The following is a 20,868-nucleotide window of genomic DNA, read 5'->3' on the forward strand; positions in this document are numbered from 1 at the left end:
TTACTCAAATATTATTTCATTAAGCGTTTCAAGATAAAAATTATGACCATTTTTTCTAGCAGTTTGCTTAAACTTTTCAATTTTCTCATGATGATAATTAGTTATAATATGAGGATTAGAAGTATTTTTTATAATTTTAGCAATAGCAGCTAAATCTGGATGATTATGATGAGTACCATTCGTTGATATTAAAAATTTCTCACACTGAATTATTTCAAGGAGTCTATTTGAAATATTTTTATTACTTCCATGATGGGAAACTTTAACTAAATCAAACTTTAAATCGTATTTTTGACTTTTCAATTCAAGTAGTTTTCTATAAATTATATCTTCATGCGCGTCACCAAGAAATAAAATTTTTATTTCTTTATACTCTAATATAAATGCAATTGAGGATCCATTTGTTGGAGATGTATCTTTTTCATCTATTTGAATCAATTCATCAAAATCCATAAATATTTCTTTTGAAATATCTTGATTAAGATATTCAGTTCCGTGTTCTTTAATGAACAATTCAAATGCTTCATCAAATATTTCTTCATCATTAATTGTGAACCCATATTTTTCAGATTCAAGTTTGTTTTTCCATTTTTTAGCTAAGGAGTTTAACTTCTCTATACTTGGAGAAATTAATATTAATGAGGCATCATCACCAATTTTTATACTATCATTATCTACCTGTTCTAATACTGCTTCATTATTAAATGTTGAGTTCCAATTATATTTTCCTTCATATAATAATTTTGATAATGTGGTGCCTTGCTCGATGGTTATGTCATGTAATCCATCTGCTCTTGTTCTATATTTATTTTGATTACATATTAATTTTAATATATGATTTTCATCTTGATGCAAAGCTTTTTTTTCTTTTTCAAATTGTAAATGTCTAAAAGAATTGAACCATACTTCATTAACATCAATAATTTTTTCTTTTTTACTATTTTCTTCCAAAAAATTAATAGCGCCTAATATGTGATCTTGATCAACGTGTGTAATTACCATCAAATCAATCTTCTTACTTTTAGAGCTCAGCAACTCTAAATCTTTTTTTATATATTTTTGATAAGTGACATCGTAACCCATATCAATAATTAAATTAATTTCATCATCTCCCAATCTTACTAATAAAGCATCACCTTCTCTTGCAGGGTAGATATTTATCTTTAACATCCGAATCTCAAAAATTAGATTTCTTAAATTTTATACTTTACTTAATTAAAAATAAAGGTAATACAGAATGTTATCTGAAATTTTAAGCCACCACATATTTTTCATTTTGGGACTTTATCAATGTATAAAAAATGCTTCCAAAAGAAGTTCTACCTTCAGTTATTCATTTCCTCTCGGGCTTGTTGTGGCGTTTTACCCGATCACTCTTTATAAGTCCGTGTAATTGGGCTGTGCTCGGCATAACCTAACAGCAATGCTATTTCTACAATTTGTAGTCTTGGATCTTTTAAATACGATTTTGCTAATTCGTAACAGACAATATTTAATTCTTTGCGAAAGTTCGTAGCTGTCTCGGTTAAACGGCGTTGTAAGGTTCTCCGTGAATAATTTAATCGCTCTGCAAGCTGCTCATTAGAACTACACCTATACGGACAAATCCAATTTTGATATACAAAAGTTCGGACACATCACCTTCACGTGTAACTAAGACAAGTAAGCGCAGCCCTTTTTCTCTTGAAAAAACTTTCTAGCTCATTCATTAGTAATGTTGCTATTCCTTGTTTTCTTGCAGATGTAAGCATCAAGAACTTTTAAACATATGTCCTACTCCCTGCCTTCAACCAAATTTAAAAAAGCTAAGTTAAGTAACTCCCTTTACTTGGACTAATTTATCGACTATAAAAAAATAGTTTTTTATGAGATTCGAAAAATGCGTTATGAGATGATTAATATCCATTCAACTCAGGATAAAAGACATCTGCAGAACTTACTTCATCCTTATTTTATGGAAAATATTTATAAAAATTTAAAATCAACAAATGAAATCAAAAAATTTATCACCAGCTCTAAAAAATTACACTGGTTTATCTTCAGTGATTACTGTATTAATGATAAAAACAAGAACAATCAGGTAATGACATTTAGTATTATTGGATTAGATAATTATGATCAACTTGAAGTTATTGATAAAGTTATAGGTACACTTCAACCCTTTGATTTAAAGGAGTCTAAAGAGATAAATTTAAATTTTATAAACTTTTTAAATGCAATGCCTATCTTCAATATATCTTTTAGACTACCTGAAAACAGAAATTATACTAACGCATTTGATTTCAATGAAATTGATTTTCTAAAAATGAGATATGAATCTTTATTAGAATATTTTAAAAGACTACAAAGTATACCATTACAGGAGTTTGATTTTAAATATCAAATTAAAGATTTTAGATTTATTTTAAATAAGTTTAAAAGTAAATCTATTTCACTTAAAGTCTTTCGTGATATTGAAATTATTACTAGTATAGTTAGTTCGATATGTATTCTAATATCACAAGCTCATGAAAATAAAAAACTTTCATTTATTTGGATCTCAGATAGAGATAGCCTAATAAATTTTGAGCAAAAAAACTTAAGTATGCCCTTAATATTCAGTATGATTCACGCATCACTCCATTCATTCATAAAAACTAATAATAAAATTATTTTTATTCAACATGATAGTAAATCAACACCTATTACTGATAACTTGAATAGAATACCAGATATGATAGCTGGCACCCTTGCCGATATGAGCAATACGCATGTTTCTCATAAAAAATACTTACCTGTAATAAGAAATCACTTAATTTTAAAAAACAAAAATCACATTGCACAATTATATTTTAAAAAAGATAAATATGGCGTGAGTACTATTTCTCTTGTTAAAGAATAAAATATATAGTTTTTAAAATAAGAATTTTATTAGATCAAATTGTGGAAAAGCCCATTATAGAGCTTTAGCACAAAAGTTGTAACGCTTATAGTTGGTTGAGGCCGCCTACTCGAAATTATTTGCACCTCACCCCATCCCCTTCAAAAACACTTCCAACACCCTTTCATCAACCTCACCCAAACTTAAACGCTGAATAATTACGCCTTCGATCATATATAAAAATAGTTTGGCATCAGTAAAAGAAACATCGGCGTTAAGTGCTCTAAGCAGGCTATATATTTCATTGGTGAGCCATGTTCTATATCGCACGGCGGTTATGTACGCTTTTGGATGGGTCAGTTTTGTTTCAAAAATAGCTTTAAATAATAAGTAGTACAGCCCGTCTAGGTCTGCATGTAAAAGATAGAGCTTTTTGAGTTTATCCATTGCGTTTGTGTCGCGGTCGTATTCAATCACTGAAACCACTTTTTCTTTTAGGCGTTCTTTTTGCACAATCAGACAGATTTCAATTAACCGTTCTTTAGAGTGAAAGTAGTTATAAAAAGTCGCCTTTGTAATTTCAGATTCTTTTACAAGTCTGTCGATGCCGACCAGATGAAATCCATTGTAGTGAAATAACTCAATTGATTTATTTACGACTTGTAATGCACGTTTTGGGAGAACTAAATGTGGCATATTTTTACCGTTATAAAAATTATTGTTGTATATAAATGAGATATAAAAGCCGCTGCCTTTTGGGAGAAAAAAAGGCATAGCAAAGCCGTAAAGACTGTGCACAGCACATCTCAAGTTTTAATTGTTGATCTAAGTTTTAAGTAATAACGAGCTAAAGCCTGAAAAAGCCTTACGGCGATCAAGCTGCGTTAAATGTTTTAAGCTGTGTTGTTATAGCTTTTGGCAATGGTTGCCAAGAAATAATGGATGTGCAAAGCCAACTCCTTATATATGGAGTTCTGCCAAGACATTAGAATTATGGTGGCAGAACGAGCAAGGGTTCGCAGACTGATAGTAAAGAATCAGCACACCCGAAGGTGTCCCTCACTCGTCCTACCGCAACAAGCGAGGGACGATCGATATACACAAGAATACTCCTCAGAAGGAATAATCTGATGCACTTTACTAAACGGTCTGCGACAACCGACTGGCAATGTAGGCCAGCCCGCAAATGGTAATCTTCAATATTTGAAGTGTCAATGTGAAATTGGCTAGAAAATATTTAAATAATTATTGTTTTTCATTTAATTACATAATTAAGGAAACTCTTAAGTAATATTTACAATCAAGTTTTATATCATTAAGTTAAAGTTTAAAATTTCAAAAACTTAAGGTCTAGATTGGCTCATATCAACTAAGAATGAATAAATAAAATGAGTAATTACTCTTATGCCTAATTTGAGTATTCAGTATAAACTTGTTATTTAAGCGACCCATCTCACAAATTGGGCCGAGCAATATACTTAAATTGATAAGAGCAAAAAATGACTCAAAATAAAGTTGAATTAGCAGAGAAATTGTCAAAAGAATCGCATCAAGGTCAAAAGTATGGTCCTCATGATTACTTTGATTACCATATTAAAGGTGTGGTCAATTCATTAATTAAGCACCGATTTTCAGAAGTCTATATTATTACCGCCCTTCTACACGATAGTGTTGAAGACACACCTCTTACCCTAGACAAAATCGAAAGTTTATTCGGAAAAGAAGTCCGTGATGCCGTTGATGCATTAACTAAACGGGAAACTGAAACACGCGAAGAATATTTAATTCGTTGTAGTTCGAATCCGATCGCTCGAGTCGTGAAACTTCATGATGCAGCCTTTAATGCGCATAACTCACATAAGGACAATAATCACCCGCGTGTAGATTATTACCTTCAAACCATGTTAATTGTTTCAACAGCCCAAGATAGGTTGGAATGAAAAGGTCAAATTAGCTAGGTTTATAAAATATAAGACGATCAATTTGATTTTGTAACGTAATCAAGATTTATCATGTAAAAAAAAGATTTTTGCTCAATCCTATTTAACTGACTTAAGAATTGAGCAAATATTTTCTCATTAATAACCTACGGCGAATCTCTCTCAAAGTTAAATACGTCCGACCTCTAAATATGGAATCAGTTTTTTATCAAAATGTGGCCTTGGGTCGCCCTCATAACTAATAAAACCATGCATTCCTGTTAAGCGTTCGCCTTTATAAAACTGGTTTAGCTGATAGCGCGGGTCTTTATGGGAAAGCGTAAAGCTCACCACACCAACGCCCTGCTGTTTTGACTTGTTATAGGCATCTTCGAGCATTTTATGATGCAAAGCCAAATCTTGTGGATGGCACATTAAGGTGTGTAGCACATGGTACTGAATAGAGTCACCGAGTTTAGGCAAACGCATACCTTTAGTAATTGGAGTTAGCAAATTATAAACGGGTCTAAAAATTCCAATGACTGAGCTGTAATGCAAAATTTTGGTTTGCTTAATACTGTGCTGATCCCACAAGCCAAACATGCCGACCAGCTTTTCACCCTTAAAATAAAGTGAAAAGTCCGAGAGTTTTATTCCTGAAAAATACTGATGACCTTGAGCGAGTTCTTCAAAGTTATAGGCAGGAATAAAGTTATAAAACTCGGCCATTTCAGTAATAAACTGATTCATGGCTGCCACATGTTTAGCTTCTGCTACACATGTACGAATCTCTTGAAGATCACTCTGATTAGCTTGCTTTAAGAAAGCCGTGATTTTTCTTTTTGCGCCCGTGTCGGTCAGACTTAATGTCTCAATGAGCCCTTCATCATAATAATCAGGCATTCCCGTTTTGCCCGTTTGAATGGCAGCCCGTGCCGCATGGTTATCATCAAAAATAATCATTTGACTATAGTTCGGTTCATGCATGGTTTGTTTTACATGTTTTGCCAAAACCTTAACCAGTGATTTGCCACGATAGTTGTGGTCTACCCGTAAATCACCCGCGTATCGTAAGTTTTGAACGTTTCGATCGACATAACATGGGCGATGCCCATTGCTATAACAAGCAACATGCTTCTGACTCTCGGTGTCTTCAATCACGACATGTAATTTATGTCGATACACAATGTCGGAAGCTTGAAAATAACTGGGTTCACGCTGAAAGCTAATTTGTATCCCTTTGGTGGTCATAGGTACGGCGATCAAATCTCTTAAAGCCTGATCATCGGCCAAAGTGGCTTCACGGGTTATGAGCGTATTTTCAGCAAGTGGTGGATTTGTTTTCATTCATTATTCACCTGTTGTGCGGTCTGTACGGGCACCAAATTATTTAAACGCCCCATTTGGTCGAGTAACTGATAGACAAACACGACTTCGTCTTGGTCATTCACTGTTTTCTGGGTTTGTACATCCAATAACTTCTGCTCGGTATTGAGCAAATCAAATGTGGTTTTGGTGCCAACATCAAACTCTTTACGTGTGTAAACAAAGGCAATCGACGCTGCCTCTATTGCATTTTGCAAAGCGTCTTTATTTTGTCGAATGGTTTGAAGCTGTGCATAGCTCGTGCGGGTACGCTTATTCAAATCTAGTTCAAGACTTCGCGTTTTTTGTTTAGCCAAATCTATATCGGCCTGTGCTTTTTTGACATTGGCCCGATTTAGTCCATCGTCATAGAGCGGTACATTGAGCTGTACGCCTACCATATAGTTATTACTTTCGGAGCCAATATAGCTTGCTTCATCCTGTTTTCCGGCACGGCTAGTAAGCATGACCGTTGGCCAGAGTTCCCGTTTAGTTAAAGCATATTGTTTCTCTGCGGCCTGTTTTTCGTATTTGCTACGCATTAAAGCTGGATGATTTTTGGTTTGAGCCAAAATTTCATCTAAGTTAGCCGGAATAGCGGGTAGTTGTTTGATTGCGACAAGGTTTTCAGGCGTTACACCTGTCACTTGGTAAAACTGCGCTTCACTTACGGTCAAGTTAGATTGAGCCTGTGTAATATCGGCTTGGCCTTGTGCGACTTGTGCCAAAACCTGAGCCAAGTCCGCACGGGTAATCATCCCCACGTCAAAACGGCGTTTAGATTCATATAAAGAACGTTGCAGATTCGCCATAGTCTTTTGTCTAAGCTCTAAAATGGCTTTCTTTTTTAATACGTCGGTATACACCATCACAGTATTTAAAATAGTTTCCGATCTTTGGTCAGATAGCCCTTGGTTTTGGGCAGAAAGCTGGTTCTCTGCAATATCAATTCCTAAGCGGTGTCGCCCAGAGGTATAAATCGGATAATCCGCCTGCAATTGCAAACTTCGTCCTTTACGGTTTCCTTCTGTTGGAAATAGGACTTGTGAAGGCGTATCTATTCTTTCATAGTCAAGTTGCCCGACTAAATTGACTTTGAGTCCATCACGCTGTTTAGCCTGTTCGAGCATAGCGGTCGACTGGTTCACGCTTAAACGACTGACTTCAAGCTGACTTTCGTGTCTTAAGCTGGCAGACAATGCCTCATCTAAAGTCATGGCTTGTACATTCGACACAACCAACACGCCAAGATACAAGGCGTGTCGAAGTGTTAAAAACCGAGTATTAAATTGCTTCATCCCTTTCATAGTTGTTCCAAACTATTCAGGGTGACTTTTTTGAGTGGTTCAGGCTTGATATTGCCTTCGATAATACCGTCAAACATGACCAGTTTTTTATAAGCATTCCAACCATTATTGGCTTGGCGAATCTGAGGCTGGTCGAGCTGCCCTAAGTTTCGTGCAAGTTCATAATGGAAGTTTTGGCGCAAAATACTGTCGATATATTCATTGTTAATGCTGTGATGGATTTCGCCTTCAAAAAGCACGCAATAAAATGGTTTAACGTGTTGCTCGGTATCAATCGCCAGTAAAGAAATCGCTTTCGATTCCGTTTCATTTAACTGCGACAATAATTGCTGGGCAGTTTCAGGTGCGAGTTTCTCACCGACCAGATCTACACCAAAACGGCGGCCTTGGAACTCAAAACATGGGATTTGCTCGATAAAGCCAGTCACGCGTAAGCAATCATCCATACAGTAACGAAGCAAACCATTACCCGATGTAATAAGTGGACTCACCACATCACCTTCTTTCAGTTCCCACGACGGAATGATTTGTCCTTGTTTTTCACCCTCTAAATATTCAAATTCATAGAAGTGACTTTGATACGCCAGTGGGTATTGGTCGTTATAGGGAATGGTCACTACACCTTCAGTCGCCCATAGACCTTTTCCTTCAAACTGAACACTGGGTAATTTCTCTTTTAATTTTTCGGCCCAAGCTTTTGAACCTGCTGTATCCCAACTAGACACTAAACTTAACTTAGGCCATAGCTGTTTGAAGTCGATCTGTTCGCCGTTTGAACTGTCAATTAAGGCTTGAGCGCTTTCAGGACTATGCGGTGCAGTCACTTCTTTTAATGAAGCCTGACGATTGTTCCATGAACCACTTTGTAAAACTTCAATCACGTCTTGTTGTAGTAACTCCAAACGCTCAAGCAATTGCAACGCAAAAGTTGGACTCCACACCGAAATCATGGCTAAGTTACGGTTTGCTACCAAATAGCAAATCGTGGCAAAGAGTGCATCATCGGCATTGGCTGCAAATGCAACATTACTTGGAACCGCTTGGGTAAATTTAGATAAAATTCGCTTACCTACGCCCAGTAGCGCACTATCATCATTTAGGTTTTTATCTTTTAAAACTTCACGCTGGCTTTCAGGTAACCATGACACCGACCAGTAATGCGTTCCCGAACTAAGCGCCGGACATTTACGGTATAAACTTGCCATCCACGGCGCAATCGCATGGTCAAGCTCATCTAAAAACAGCTTGGTGTATGGAATAAACTTGATTTGTTCACTCGACCCACTGGTCGGCTGGAAACGAACCAGCTTACTACTAGACAATGAAAGCTTTTGTTCACGGTAGCGTTGAATGTCTTCTCGCCACGCGCCGTAACGTGTCGCAGGAAATGATTTTACAAACTGCTCATAGTTTTGAACTTTTTTGTCTTTAGCAAATGTAGAGGTCTGTAAAATCGAATGCAGGATTTGACGTTGTGTCGCTTCTAAAGCATTAAACTGTTTTTGAAAATTACGGTCAGATGCATCACACCATTTTTTTAAAATAAGATGTGAGCCAAGAGTTAGCCATTCATTAGATTTCATTGGATGGCCTCTCTACGTTTTGTTTTATGTGTTACACAGGCTTCAAACTTTCCCTTACTCGTGGGTTTGGTGATGAGCTTTACTGGGAAACGCGCAAGATCTTTCCAGCCTAATCGACCAATACACGGTAATTCCGTACCCGCACTCCATGTTGGATTCATTTGCTCAAAGAAATGAATATTTGGGTTCTTTTGTCTCATTTCGGCAGTAATCGGTGCGACTTCACCTTTTAATGGTTGATAGTCATCTCCAAAGTTTAATAAGCCAGCTTCACGGTCGTAGTATTCCCCAAAGAATTTCTCACAGTAATGCTCAACCACTTCCGAGAGATGCTGATTTTCATCTTTAATGTTTGGGTAGTACACATAATAGTTATTGGCAAGTAAGAGATAGGTTTTGTAGCCCTTAGAAATGAGTAGCCAATAGAGTTCGTTAAATGGATATTTGATTCGAAGTTTGATCATGAGTTTGAGCATGGTACTTTGCAGACTACGCGTGCCCCAAAACTTCTTCAAAATGACCGTATCACCGCTAAATAACACGGTGTAGTCCTTACCGTTTAAATAGAAGTGCTGCACAACAACGGTAGAGAATCCTACAATCTCATCTGTTTCCGAGTCAAAAATTAAGATCGCACCACTTTTATTTTGGAAATCATCTACGAAAATAGAAAATCTCGTATTTTCATAATACTGTTCGTAAATGGAATACATCACTTTTAATCGGTCAGTATCGATTTGCTCTTTTTCAAAATATTGACCATAAGTCGTGTTTTTCAGGTTCAATTTTGAAATCAATTTATACGTTGTATTAATCATAATCCTTTAACCTTCCACCTCTAATTTGCGAGTTTCCCGATCTCATCTACCGATATAAGAAAACTCATAAAAATGTTCTTTTTCTATGAAGGGATACGTTTTGATATGCCCTATTGTTTTTCATTCTTTGAAAGCTGCCCTTTATTTCTAAATCGCTACATATTCATTTTCTTCCCCCGATCCATAAAGATGGTTAAAAAGGCGGTCACAAACATGATGATTGCGAGCATGCGTAATAAATCATTAAAACTAGATGTAAGCGCTTGAAAATGAATGTCACGATAGATCACGCTGAGCGCAATTTGCTGTGCATTTGAGCCGACTTCTTGATATTGCGCCGTGAGCTGATCAAGTCTTTCTGTAAAGATCCAATTCTGCGGGGTCATCGACTGATTAATCTGAGTAACATGAAGCGCAGTCAGCCAATCTAATGATGAGTTAATCAGCGCTAGTCCAACCGCTCCACCAATATTGCGCATCAGATTATAAATACCGCTGGCATCGGCAACTTTACTCAGTGGCAAGGTGCTCATGGCTAAATGCGAAACCACAATCAGACAGATCATGAGACCAATGCCACGATAGATTTGCGGCCAGAACATAAAGTCATAATCGCTGTGAATGCTGAGGTGAGAATTGAGCCATACACCAAAGCCAGCCAGAATCATTCCAATAAACACAGTTTTGCGGGTATCAAAATTAGGAATGAGCCACGCAAGAAACGGCGCAAAGCAGAACATGACAATACCTGTCACCATCATGACGTGACCAATCTGGCTACTGTTCATTTCACGGACTTGCCCCAAAAACACCGGAATCATGTAACCCAAGCCATAAAGCGCCATACCAATCACAAAAGTCGTGATGGCACTTAATGTAAAGTTTTTATTCTTAAATACGGATAAATCGAGCAATGGCTTAGGCTGGGTAAAGCTTCTAGAGAAGAAGATCATGCCGCCCACAACACAGACCATAAAAGCAATCCGAACGCCTGTGTCTGCAAGCCAGTCGTGCCGTGCACCTTCATCAAGGAAATATTCAAGCCCACCTAAAAACATCGCCATGCCAATGAGGCTGAACCAATCCATACTTTTGATGAGTGAATGATTCGCACGGTCAATATTTGGACCCGAGTAGATGACCGTGGCAATGATAATGCCCGGAATGATATTAATCAGGAACATCCAGTGCCATGAGAAGTTATTGGTTAACCAGCCGCCAATGGTTGGGCCGATGGCTGGACCTAAGGTACTGATCATTCCAAACATGACCAAAGGCAATGAGCGTTTTGGTTCAGGGAAAAGTAAGTACAATGCTGTCATGGAGGTTGGAATCATCCCGCCGCCCATAAAGCCTTGAATGCCACGGAAAACCAGTAAACTCTCTAAGTTCCATGCCAACGCACAAAGTAAAGAGCTGATGGTGAAGCCAATTGCACAGATCGTGTAATACACCCGTGTTGAAAGCACCCGTGAGACAATACTCGACATTGGAATCGCGATAATTTCGGCAATCAAATAAACAGTTTGCACCCAAGTCACTTCATAGCGACTTGCACTCATGCCGGCTTGAACTTCGTTTAAAGAACTCGCCACAATCTGAATATCAAGAATCGCCATAAAGTTGCCAAAAATCATGGCAGCAAAAATTGCCCAAGCCGTCTTTGCGGGAAACTTCCACTCAGCGTCAATATGCTTATTCATTTCTTATTACCTAAAAATTTTATTATTAAGTTCTTAGGTCAACCGTAGCGCTAACCGACATTCCAGGTTTTATAAGATCAATATGCGGACTTGTATCTATGGCAATGCGTACAGGAATACGTTGAACAACCTTATTAAAGTTGCCTGTGGCATTGTCTGGTGGCATGAGTGAGAAAGTTGCGCCAGAGGCTGGAGAAAAGCTTTCAATTGTTCCGCTGTAAGTCAGGCTTGGGTAAGCATCAAGTTTTAATTTAACTTTCTGACCAATATGCATTTTTTCAATTTGGGTTTCTTTGAAGTTCGCTTGTACATACAAACTATTTTCAGGAATAATCGCCATTAAGCGGGTTTGCGGAGAAACACGCGAACCTTTCTGGATTGCAAGGCTTCCTATTTTCCCTGCGACTGGGCTCACCACTTTTGATGAAGCCAAATCAATTTGATAAAGGTTTAAGTTTGCATTAGCACTTTGAATATCTGCCAAAAGTTGCGCTCTACTGGCCTGTAAACTACCCAACTGCGCTTCTGCGGCATTTACGGCGGCTTGTGCCTTGCTGAGCTGTGCCTGAGCCGTTAAATATTGAGATTGAACCCCTTCAAAATTTTGACGGGTAATTACTCCATCTTTTAATAAATCTTGATAACGTTCAAAATCTTTTCTTAAGCGAGATAAGTCTGCTTGTGCCGCAACAACGCCACTATTTGCTTCAGTAATGGAAGACTTGGCAGACTTTTCATTTTGTTGTTGTACGCCTAGCGCTGCTTCTTTTAAGCTCACGACAGAGCTAGCCTGATCATAACGAGCTTGGTAATCACGATGGTCTAAGACAGCTAAAGTTTCCCCTTTCTTTACAAACTGATTATCGTTAATTAATAACTCCATCACTTCGCCTGAAATCTTTGGCATCACCCAAGTGACATCAGCTTGCACATAAGCATTATCTGTAGATTGATAAAATCGGTATACAAAAAAATAATATATAATGCCCGCGACTAAAAATAACAGCAGGACACTAAAAACACCCCAAGTTATCTTTTTTCGACTTTGGAAATTAGTATCAGTTTCTAGCTGAGCTACGTTATCCATATTCATTCCGTTTATTTGTAATATTCGATTTTTTATTTACACCAATAAACTATTAGCGTCTTTTTTACGTAACTTTTCACTTGGTTTATTCAATGAATCGTGACAGCGTAAAATTTGGTGCAAATTATGATTCTTAAATCGATTAAATATCATTGACCGTTTTGACATATATTTTTTCTATTTACGCCAATAGATTGCATGCTATAAAAAATATGTTTAAAAATTATGTAATTTTATATTTTTTGAAATTTCCATTTATAACCCATTATCTAAAAATTTAATTTATTAATTTTAATCAATACCTTAAGATAATTATTTTTCTTATTAAAGTGATTAATTGACAGGAAAATTCATTGTACCAATATTAAAAATCAGCCTTCAATTTGTAGTACTTATGTAGAATTAATTAAGGTAATGTGTAATTTTAAAAAGAGTTATAGATAAGTTTTATAATATTTATAGAAACATAAAATATAAATGTTCTTATTTATCAAAATAGTTAAACAAAACTTATTAAAGATGTATTTTAATAAGTTTATGATTAACTATATTAAGTGGAATAGCAGAGAAATTCTAAGCCCAAGCCAACATCCTTTCAAGAAACTAAGCATTATGAACAAATAAAATTAATCATAAAAAAGAGTTAAAAGTAACTCTTTTTTATTTAAAAAATAGAGAATTATCAGTTTATTTTTTTACTTATTTAAAACCCTAAAAATTTCTTCTAAAGTCTCTCCAATCGCAAGTATTTCACTATCCTGATGAGGTAAACCATCAATCTCCAACCCAATTGGTAGTTGCGATTTCGCCCCCTTTCCAATGGGTAAACTCAGTCCAGGTAATCCGATATTACTGCCGGGGTCTGTATTTCGAATCAGTGTCTGAAAATTTTCAATTGAACTGACTTGCTCGTTTACTAGTGGTGCAACGATGGCTGATGTTGGGAACAATAAAGCATGTAAATTATGCGCTTTAAATGTGTTTTGATAGAGTTCCAGCAATTGTGGACGAGCTTCACTGATGGCTTTTTCATAGAAAGGTAAAACAGGAACAAGTTGCCGAGTCTGATCTTGAATTAATTGGGGAAGAATATTCTCTTTAAAAATTGCCTGAACATCTGGGCTTGAAATCTGATCAATTACATCTTCTAAAGACAGATTTACATGATGATCTTTCAAATATTGAATAAGGTCATATTTGCCTTCATAGACGACCACTGGAAATGAAATAGCATGATTGAATTGTTCTAAATTTGGCATATCGACAGGAATAATTTCGACTCCCGCATCTTTTAAAAGACCAAGTGCAATATGAGCTTGTTGATGAACGTCTTCATCTAAATGATTCCAAAAATATGGGGTGATACCGAGCCTAATTTGATGAGGTAGTAATGGTTTTTTTCTTGGCTCTTGGGTGATGAGCTGATCAACTAAAATAATGTCAGATACTGTGTGTGCAATAGGGCCAGCGGTATCCCGCGTATGTGAAATTGGGGTAATACTCTCTTGTGAATATCTTCCTACCGTTGGACGAAAGCCGACACAACCATTTAAAGCACTCGGTAATCTAATCGAAGCCCCAGTATCTGTACCAATCGCAATCGGAACCATTCCTGCGGCAACAGCCACAGCACTACCTGAAGAAGACCCACCAGCAATATGTAACGGGTTTACCGCATTTCGTGTACCCACAACACCTTCAATATGCATGGCAGTATTATAACCTGTTACGCCAAAGGCTAGTTCGTGCATATTGGTTTTACCCACAATGATCGCGCCGTGACCAATGAGCTTTTGAATAATCGGTGCAGAGCTTTGAGGCTTAAAGTTGGCTAAAGCTGGTGTGCCTGCACTATTAGGAAAACCTGCAACATGAATATTATCTTTAACCGCAATTAAAATGCCCATCAAAGCCGGACATGGCTTTCCACTAAGCAGATATTTATCCCAATATTGAGCTTGTTGAATTGCTGAAGCTTTATCTGTGCTAATAAATGCATTTAAAGATTGCTGTTTTTCAATAGTGGCGAAGTAATGATGGACGAGCTCTTCACAAGATACTTTTCTTTCATGAATCAGTTTAGTGATGACATCTACTGAAGCATTTGCTAAACCCTGTGACTCAATCCAATTATTTTTTTCAACTGCATTTGACATGATGACTTAAAATCCATTTAAGTTGTGATCTTAAGAACTTAGTACAAATTGCTCATTCATTCGTATCCTCAAAATTGAGGATTGCTTTGTTTTAATGTTGAATCAATAAAGCCATTTCAGTGCGATTATTGCAGCCTATTTTTCTCATGGCGTTGTTAAGATGAGTTCTTAATGTGGTAAAGCTAATTCCAAGTAAATTCGCCACATGTTTATCACTTAAACCTTTAGAGACCAAACGAACCACTTCTTGTTCACGTGGAGTCAGACCATATTGTGTTGATAAATCTAGTGGTAAGGCTTGGGTAAAATAAGGTTCAAGCAGATTTAATATTCTTTTTTCACGTTCACCAAACATGTCAGCGTCTTGTGCACGCCAAATGCGTAAATCACCAACATCTATACCATTTCGGACAAAATAAATATTTATGCCGTGATACAAACCATACGCTCGTAAAAATTTATTGTAATAGCTGGTTTTTTTAAGGTCTTCAAGAGGTATAACTTCATTTACAAATGTTGGTTTCTGAAGTTTATGAAGTTGTGCAGTAATTGGATCAGCAAATTGCCAAATACTCTCATAGTCCTCCATCGCTTTTGGGTCGATTTTCCATATCACGCCTTCTTTCGATAAGTTATGCGTTGAATCCCAAATATAAGATGCAGCAAAATCAGCCCGCAACAAGATGGCAATATCTGCAATGATATTTTCACGTAAATTATATTGCCCTTTTCCTGAGCCAAGTTTCCATAATATTTCAGAAAACAATGTAAACTCAGACGGGCTGAAATCCTTTTCTAAAAGTGCGGTCATCGTCTACCTATTTAACGAAATCCATCGAATTTTAAGAAGATAGGTTAAGCGCTTCCTTTGAGCTTAATACCAATCCCGTCATTTTAAACCTAATTATTCTATTTCATAATAAATATTATGATTCCCGTATTTACCAATATGTATCGATCCTAGTTGGGCCATATTACCATTAAGGATCATTTCTATATTTATCTGATGAAAACCTTTTTCAACCAAACTTTTAATATATTTAGAATCTTCAATATTACTATTAATATAATGCTTATTATATTCACTAGGTTTAAAATAATTTATAAGTGCTATTTCAGTAATCAATGTTTCTTCTTTTTTACATAATTTATGATCTTGTTTCAACAAAAAAGGAAGTTTCACATCTAATTGAGCACCTTCTGTCTCACAAAAATAAACTAATATATCTTCATCTGGTCTTTTTTGTGCTTGTATCCACCCCCACTTTTCATGTTCTTGCAATCTAGAGAATGTTTCCTTTAAACTTGATCCAATATAAATTATATTAATCGTAGGCTTGGGTAAATTATAATAGTTTATTGCCTGATATAAACAAATATCTACTATAGAATTCTTATCTGTATTAATAGATTTCTTAAGAGCACAATTAATTTTTAGTACTCTTCCTTCAGAATCAGTACCAACAACAGAACCAAAGTTTTTATATCGTAAATCTGGTGGTAAAAATTTAAATATTCCAGAACGCTCCATTAAAGAAGAGGCCATACTCTCTTTATTGGGAAATATTCTTTGCATTTTTTCCATTGCGTACCAATAGTCAGCCATATTAATAGTGATATTATGAATTTTACTATCAATCTCAACTAATGCTGAGAATTCGTAATTTCTCAAAAATTTAATTGACTCAGGAATCCATCTTATTTTTTTACATTTGGCAATAAAATAAATAGTTGAATCATGTTTAGTAAAATTAGTTTCAAAATATTTAACATACTCGCCATACAATCTTTCTGGTGTTAAAAATTGATATTTTTTTATATATGTATGAAATATCTTTTTCATTTATCTATTCTTCATATATATTCAATACGTATATTTTAAAGGAATGGAAAAGCATTGCAAAATATTTTTATAGTCCACCCATTAAATTTTTACACATTTCCTTTTCATTGCCTAATGAAACTAATTTAAATGAATTACTTGATCCTCCAGATCCACTACTTGCTCCCCAAATACCATATACGCTTTTCTTACTATTTTTACTAAGAATATAAGCTTTCTCAAAGTTTCCTGCACTAAATTGCTTGTCACATATTTTTTTAAAACTTATACCAGCTTTAGATAGAGACTTGAATGGAGAAAATTCACAATCACTAAAACCCTCCCCAAAACATATATCACCCTCTCTTTCAGGCATTGCAGGATAAAAAGATATTGAATCTACACCAAATTTACCAACCATCCCCTCAAACATTATCGCCCAAGGAATCTCATATTCTTTATGATCTAGATATTTGCCTTTAATACCTAAAACATTTACTCGTGCTATACCTTTTCTGCTTGAATAGTAAGTACCATCATCCAATTTAGTCTCAATATATGATTTATCTAACCAAATCACATTTGGATCATTAGCCCGATAATTCCAATAAAATTCTTGATCATTTTTATCTGGCATGAATTTTAAAACTAACTGACCAAACTCTTGTTGTCTTAACTTTAATAGAGCTGGGTATTGGACGGTAACTTCTGCACTGTTAGCACCCATTAAAGGGGCTAAGGCTAAGCCACCCAACAAAACAATTTTTTTCATATAAAAACCTATCAAATATCAATGTTTAAAAATTAGCGAATAATCAAAATAAAAATCATTAAAACTACAAATAAAATAATTCCACAAATAATCTATTTAGATTTAGGGTAACCCAACACATTATATAAATTGAAATCAGGCTCTCTTCTACGTGTTGTTTTCTTAGTATGACTAGAGAACTTAGAATAAGATAAGCCTGTACCCAGTAATCCTACTGTTGTACGTGTTCCTTTTCCCCAAGGTTTACATACGCGCACCCTTACCACCTAGTGAAACACTCGAAATACCTTTTTCGTGATATTTAACCGTATACCCGTCACAATCTCGAAACTCTTTCTAAAATTAAATCCCATAGCCAAACCTATCTAGTGCAAATTTTCTTGGAACCACTTATTGAGCCATCCTTACAGACGAATTTACTACCATCACAGTGACTAATCCCACCTTTACTACCAGAACAAGGTTGGCGACCTTTACCAGCTTCTGTAATACTGATAGAACCTAGAACTAATAAAATACTCATAATAATTTTTTTCATATTCTTGCCCTTTATTTTATTATTTAACTATTAATATCTAATAATGAAAGCACCTAGAGGGTGCTTTCATTCACTTTACCAATCTGCATTAACTTTTTGCTGAGTTTTTATTTTTTCAGCCATGCTATCTGCTGATTGATTTAATTCATTCAAAATAATTTTTGCTGAAGGTGCTGTTTCTATAATAGGACGATTACTTTCCTGAATTCTTACTGTACCACTCATGTGGGATGGTTGATAATGAGTTAAGTTATCGTAACTAACTCTCATTTTTCCATCTTTAGTATCTACACGTACTGTAAAATCAACCCGATCATTTGGGGTTGCAGTCATACAATCAGCAAATCCACCACAACGATAGGCCATATTACCCTTACCAATAATAGAGCCTGTTGATTTATCTTCATATTGGATTACTGCATTTGCTGAACGAAAAGCTGTTGCAAACCATTGACGTGCACCATCATATACTTGAGTTTGCTTCAAATTATCCATGGTATAAACTTTTTCAAATTTAATAGGTTCTGAAGGCTGTTGAGGCGTAGTTGCACAACCCGACATACCCAAAACTAAAACTGAGCTTATTAAAAGTTTTTTCATGTACTTTCCAACATTATTATTAAGTACACCTACTGTAACAAACTGGTTACTAATTGTCACATATGAAAATAAGTAGTAACCTTAAGAAATATTTAATTTAAAAACTTGTTTATGGAATCAAAATTTCATGCTTACTACCTCTTTTAATAAAAAAATTTTAATAACAATTTGCAGTTTTTTAATTGTAGGATGCGCTGCAAATTCAGGTATTGTTCCTATGGGAAATAATACTTATATGGTCTCCCGACAAGCTGCTACTGGGTTTAGTGGAATGGGAACACTTAAAGCAGAGGCAATGAAGGAAGCATATCAAGAATGCCAAAAAACAAATAAATTCGTTAATGTCTTAGAAACTATTGATGCAAAACCACCCTATATTTTGGGTAACTTTCCTAAAACTGAAATCAGATTTAAATGTATAAATGAAGAATAAATTGAGCCATAAGGGAACAGTTTACCTTTTTTGGACCTCAATTGTTTCACGGGAAGGTAAAGGGATTGCTAGAACCAAATTTGCAGCTTGTGGATGTAGAGCTTTAACTAGGATATACCACAGTAATTTCAGATACAGTGGATAGTCGGGCTTTTTAAACACTAAAACCCACTCATTGAGTGGGTTTTTTTATTACTAACCGTTTTGCCTGAGGTGATCTTGGAACTCTTGGTCGTGTATTTTGTTGTAATTAACAGGGTCGTAAACGCATCCAGTCAAAACAACAATTACAGTAAGTACAGCAACCAACTTTTTCATTGAGACAGCCTTTCTTTTAACGCAAAAGATTTGCTTTAAGTATACTCCTCGGTAGCCATTTTGATTGGACATAATTAAGGCAAACAATTGTTATTTTTAAATTATCGCCGTGCTTTAGCATATGATTTGATTTTTTAGCAACAACAAATCAACGGTTAATACAAAATTAAGCCTCAGTTGCTAAATACCAATTTTTCCAAGAACTCGTGCCACGCACTTCAAGAGGTACGGTTGGAATGAGTTTTTCTTTTAAGACATCAGTTTGTTCAACCGCTTTGGCAAGTCTTGCTTTGACTGAATGAATACATTCACGGTCACCAAATTCACAGCGGTCTAAAGTTGTTCCGCCACACGGCCCGTTGGCTAAACCTTTTGGACAAGTTTCAGGGCAAATATATAAGGTATCGCTTAAGCGACACTGACCACAGCTTTCACAGCCCACTAAGCTATATTTACTGAGCACTTCGGTTTTGAGTAATACCTTAGCGACTAAAGCATTTTCCCAAAATGATGCTTTAAAAATAAACCGTCCTACACCTTTAGCAATTTTTGATCCAAACATTGCTTCATGCATAACATGCAATTGGCGATATTTAATTAATTGTTTAGATGTTGGCTGGCGAGAAAAACGAGCAATTTCAGGCGCAAACTCTTTGCCTGTGGTGACTTGCCAAAGTGAATTCCATAGCTCTTCTAGGGCCTCAAGCTTAAGGTGTCTGTATTGCTCAATGTAGCTTTCAAGCAGCATTTGCTCTTCAGGCTTATGGCAGGCAGATAAATGAATCCCTGCAAATCCTAAATGTTTACATATTAAAATCTGTAAAGCACAGCGCAAATAAACACGGTCTGTATGCCCTGCTTGTTTTTCTTCTGCCAAGACTTTTAACATGTGTGGGGTGATTACAATACCTGCAACTTTATGCTTCACCATAAAATTGGCTCGGCCCAAAGTCAGTGGCATAACACAAGCCAGTATTTGCTGTGAATAAGCATGCTTGGTTAAAAATGATTTGGCTTGCTTCAAGGCTTCAATGTCATAACCCAATTGGGTAATGATAAAGTCAGCGCCTGCTTTAATTTTCTTATGTAGTTTTAAATACTGTGCTTCACGCTCAGCTTCGACATATTTAAATGGGTTAAAAGCAACCCCAATGCGAAAACCGCCATGTTGCTTGGCAGCCATTACTGCGTTTACAGACTCAAGGTATCGACTACGAGGCTGCCCATCTCGACCATTATGATGTTCTTTCAGTTTATCGCCTGTAAGCAATAATAAGTTTTGAATATTAGCTGCTTGGGCTTGCTCTAAAAACTGCTCAAAGTCTTGTATGTCTCGTGCCTTACCCGAAAAGTGTAAGACTTTATCAATTGAGTCAGGGTAACTTTTGCTGGCCTCAAGCGGCGCGACATCGTGATCTGAATGTACACGATCTGCCAATGTCATTGCAGCCGGATATCCTGCAAACTCCTGTTTCACAGGATAAATTTCATGCAGTGAAGTGAGATATTCCACCAACACAAAAAACTGGTTTTGCTGGAAGCAGGGAGAAATGTGTGACATAGGCAAAGTGCTGATCAAAACATGAC

The 20,868-nt window shown here is 36.1% G+C and carries 17 protein-coding genes and 3 pseudogenes; 3 read left to right on the forward strand and 17 right to left on the reverse strand.

Going from position 1 to position 20,868, the window contains the following annotated elements; all coding sequences use genetic code 11:
• The 3 genes and pseudogenes from ACLBWE_RS01960 to ACLBWE_RS01970 all read right to left on the reverse strand — a co-directional run.
• Positions 1-1,170, reverse strand: a complete 1,170-nt coding sequence (locus tag ACLBWE_RS01960; RefSeq protein WP_447600849.1) for an MBL fold metallo-hydrolase — start codon at positions 1,168-1,170, stop codon at positions 1-3.
• A gap of 200 nt (positions 1,171-1,370) precedes the next feature.
• Positions 1,371-1,580, reverse strand: a pseudogene (locus ACLBWE_RS01965) (helix-turn-helix domain-containing protein); the annotation flags it as partial.
• Positions 1,559-1,760 (reverse strand): annotated as a pseudogene (locus tag ACLBWE_RS01970) (GNAT family N-acetyltransferase); the annotation flags it as partial. The pseudogenes ACLBWE_RS01965 and ACLBWE_RS01970, both read right to left, overlap by 22 nt.
• A 119-nt stretch (positions 1,761-1,879) precedes the next feature.
• Between ACLBWE_RS01970 and ACLBWE_RS01975 the strand changes: the two are divergent.
• Positions 1,880-2,881, forward strand: a complete 1,002-nt coding sequence (locus ACLBWE_RS01975) for a hypothetical protein (RefSeq protein ID WP_447600851.1) — start codon at positions 1,880-1,882, stop codon at positions 2,879-2,881.
• 126 nt (positions 2,882-3,007) lie between these two features.
• Here ACLBWE_RS01975 and ACLBWE_RS01980 read toward each other — a convergent pair whose 3' ends face one another.
• Positions 3,008-3,556 carry a TetR/AcrR family transcriptional regulator gene (locus tag ACLBWE_RS01980; protein WP_447600853.1) on the reverse strand — a complete coding sequence of 183 codons (549 nt, stop codon included), beginning with the start codon at positions 3,554-3,556 and terminating at the stop codon, positions 3,008-3,010.
• A gap of 803 nt (positions 3,557-4,359) precedes the next feature.
• Between ACLBWE_RS01980 and ACLBWE_RS01985 the strand changes: the two genes are divergently transcribed.
• Positions 4,360-4,800, forward strand: coding sequence for an HD domain-containing protein (locus ACLBWE_RS01985; RefSeq protein WP_270902483.1), 441 nt, complete (start codon positions 4,360-4,362; stop codon positions 4,798-4,800).
• Positions 4,801-4,968: 168 nt separating this feature from the next.
• Here the strand turns inward: ACLBWE_RS01985 and ACLBWE_RS01990 are convergent, their stop codons facing one another.
• The 12 genes and pseudogenes from ACLBWE_RS01990 to ACLBWE_RS02045 form a co-directional block, all read right to left on the reverse strand.
• Complete coding sequence (locus tag ACLBWE_RS01990) at positions 4,969-6,126, reverse strand: hypothetical protein (protein ID WP_447600856.1); 1,158 nt, start codon at positions 6,124-6,126, stop codon at positions 4,969-4,971.
• A complete protein-coding gene (locus ACLBWE_RS01995) occupies positions 6,123-7,451 on the reverse strand; it encodes a TolC family protein (protein ID WP_447600858.1) in 1,329 nt (442 codons plus the stop codon). The genes ACLBWE_RS01990 and ACLBWE_RS01995 overlap by 4 nt, the downstream gene beginning before the upstream one ends.
• On the reverse strand, positions 7,448-9,034 hold the full coding sequence (locus ACLBWE_RS02000) for a GH3 family domain-containing protein (RefSeq protein WP_447600860.1): 1,587 nt from the start codon (positions 9,032-9,034) through the stop codon (positions 7,448-7,450). The genes ACLBWE_RS01995 and ACLBWE_RS02000 overlap by 4 nt, the downstream gene beginning before the upstream one ends.
• Positions 9,031-9,819: a hypothetical protein gene (locus ACLBWE_RS02005; RefSeq protein WP_426456151.1), complete on the reverse strand. Its 789-nt coding sequence runs from the start codon at positions 9,817-9,819 to the stop codon at positions 9,031-9,033. The genes ACLBWE_RS02000 and ACLBWE_RS02005 overlap by 4 nt, the downstream gene beginning before the upstream one ends.
• A gap of 188 nt (positions 9,820-10,007) precedes the next feature.
• The gene (locus tag ACLBWE_RS02010) at positions 10,008-11,555 is read right to left on the reverse strand and encodes a DHA2 family efflux MFS transporter permease subunit (RefSeq protein ID WP_016138092.1); all 1,548 of its coding nucleotides are present in this window, start codon (positions 11,553-11,555) and stop codon (positions 10,008-10,010) included.
• A 25-nt stretch (positions 11,556-11,580) separates the two neighbouring features.
• A complete protein-coding gene (locus tag ACLBWE_RS02015) occupies positions 11,581-12,642 on the reverse strand; it encodes an HlyD family secretion protein (RefSeq protein ID WP_056480193.1) in 1,062 nt (353 codons plus the stop codon).
• 695 nt (positions 12,643-13,337) lie between these two features.
• Positions 13,338-14,798, reverse strand: coding sequence for an indoleacetamide hydrolase (gene iaaH, locus ACLBWE_RS02020; protein WP_447600863.1), 1,461 nt, complete (start codon positions 14,796-14,798; stop codon positions 13,338-13,340).
• Positions 14,799-14,889: 91 nt separating this feature from the next.
• Entirely contained in the window at positions 14,890-15,609 is a 720-nt protein-coding gene (locus ACLBWE_RS02025; protein WP_447600865.1) for a response regulator transcription factor, read from the reverse strand.
• Between the two features lie 93 nt (positions 15,610-15,702).
• On the reverse strand, positions 15,703-16,641 hold the full coding sequence (locus ACLBWE_RS02030; protein WP_447600867.1) for a hypothetical protein: 939 nt from the start codon (positions 16,639-16,641) through the stop codon (positions 15,703-15,705).
• Between the two features lie 67 nt (positions 16,642-16,708).
• On the reverse strand, positions 16,709-17,392 hold the full coding sequence (locus tag ACLBWE_RS02035) for a hypothetical protein (protein ID WP_447600869.1): 684 nt from the start codon (positions 17,390-17,392) through the stop codon (positions 16,709-16,711).
• A gap of 92 nt (positions 17,393-17,484) precedes the next feature.
• A pseudogene (locus ACLBWE_RS02040) lies at positions 17,485-17,745 on the reverse strand (DUF4236 domain-containing protein).
• A 260-nt stretch (positions 17,746-18,005) separates the two neighbouring features.
• Positions 18,006-18,530, reverse strand: a complete 525-nt coding sequence (locus tag ACLBWE_RS02045) for a DUF4468 domain-containing protein (RefSeq protein ID WP_311085757.1) — start codon at positions 18,528-18,530, stop codon at positions 18,006-18,008.
• A gap of 127 nt (positions 18,531-18,657) precedes the next feature.
• Here ACLBWE_RS02045 and ACLBWE_RS02050 point away from each other — a divergent pair, with 127 nt between their 5' ends.
• Positions 18,658-18,963: a hypothetical protein gene (locus tag ACLBWE_RS02050; protein WP_447600871.1), complete on the forward strand. Its 306-nt coding sequence runs from the start codon at positions 18,658-18,660 to the stop codon at positions 18,961-18,963.
• Positions 18,964-19,447: 484 nt separating this feature from the next.
• Here the strand turns inward: ACLBWE_RS02050 and ACLBWE_RS02055 are convergent, their stop codons facing one another.
• On the reverse strand, positions 19,448-20,842 hold the full coding sequence (locus ACLBWE_RS02055) for a methylenetetrahydrofolate reductase C-terminal domain-containing protein (RefSeq protein WP_447600873.1): 1,395 nt from the start codon (positions 20,840-20,842) through the stop codon (positions 19,448-19,450).
• Between the last annotated feature and the right edge of the window lie 26 nt (positions 20,843-20,868).

The organism is Acinetobacter sp. M5A5_2a, assembly GCF_053345265.1.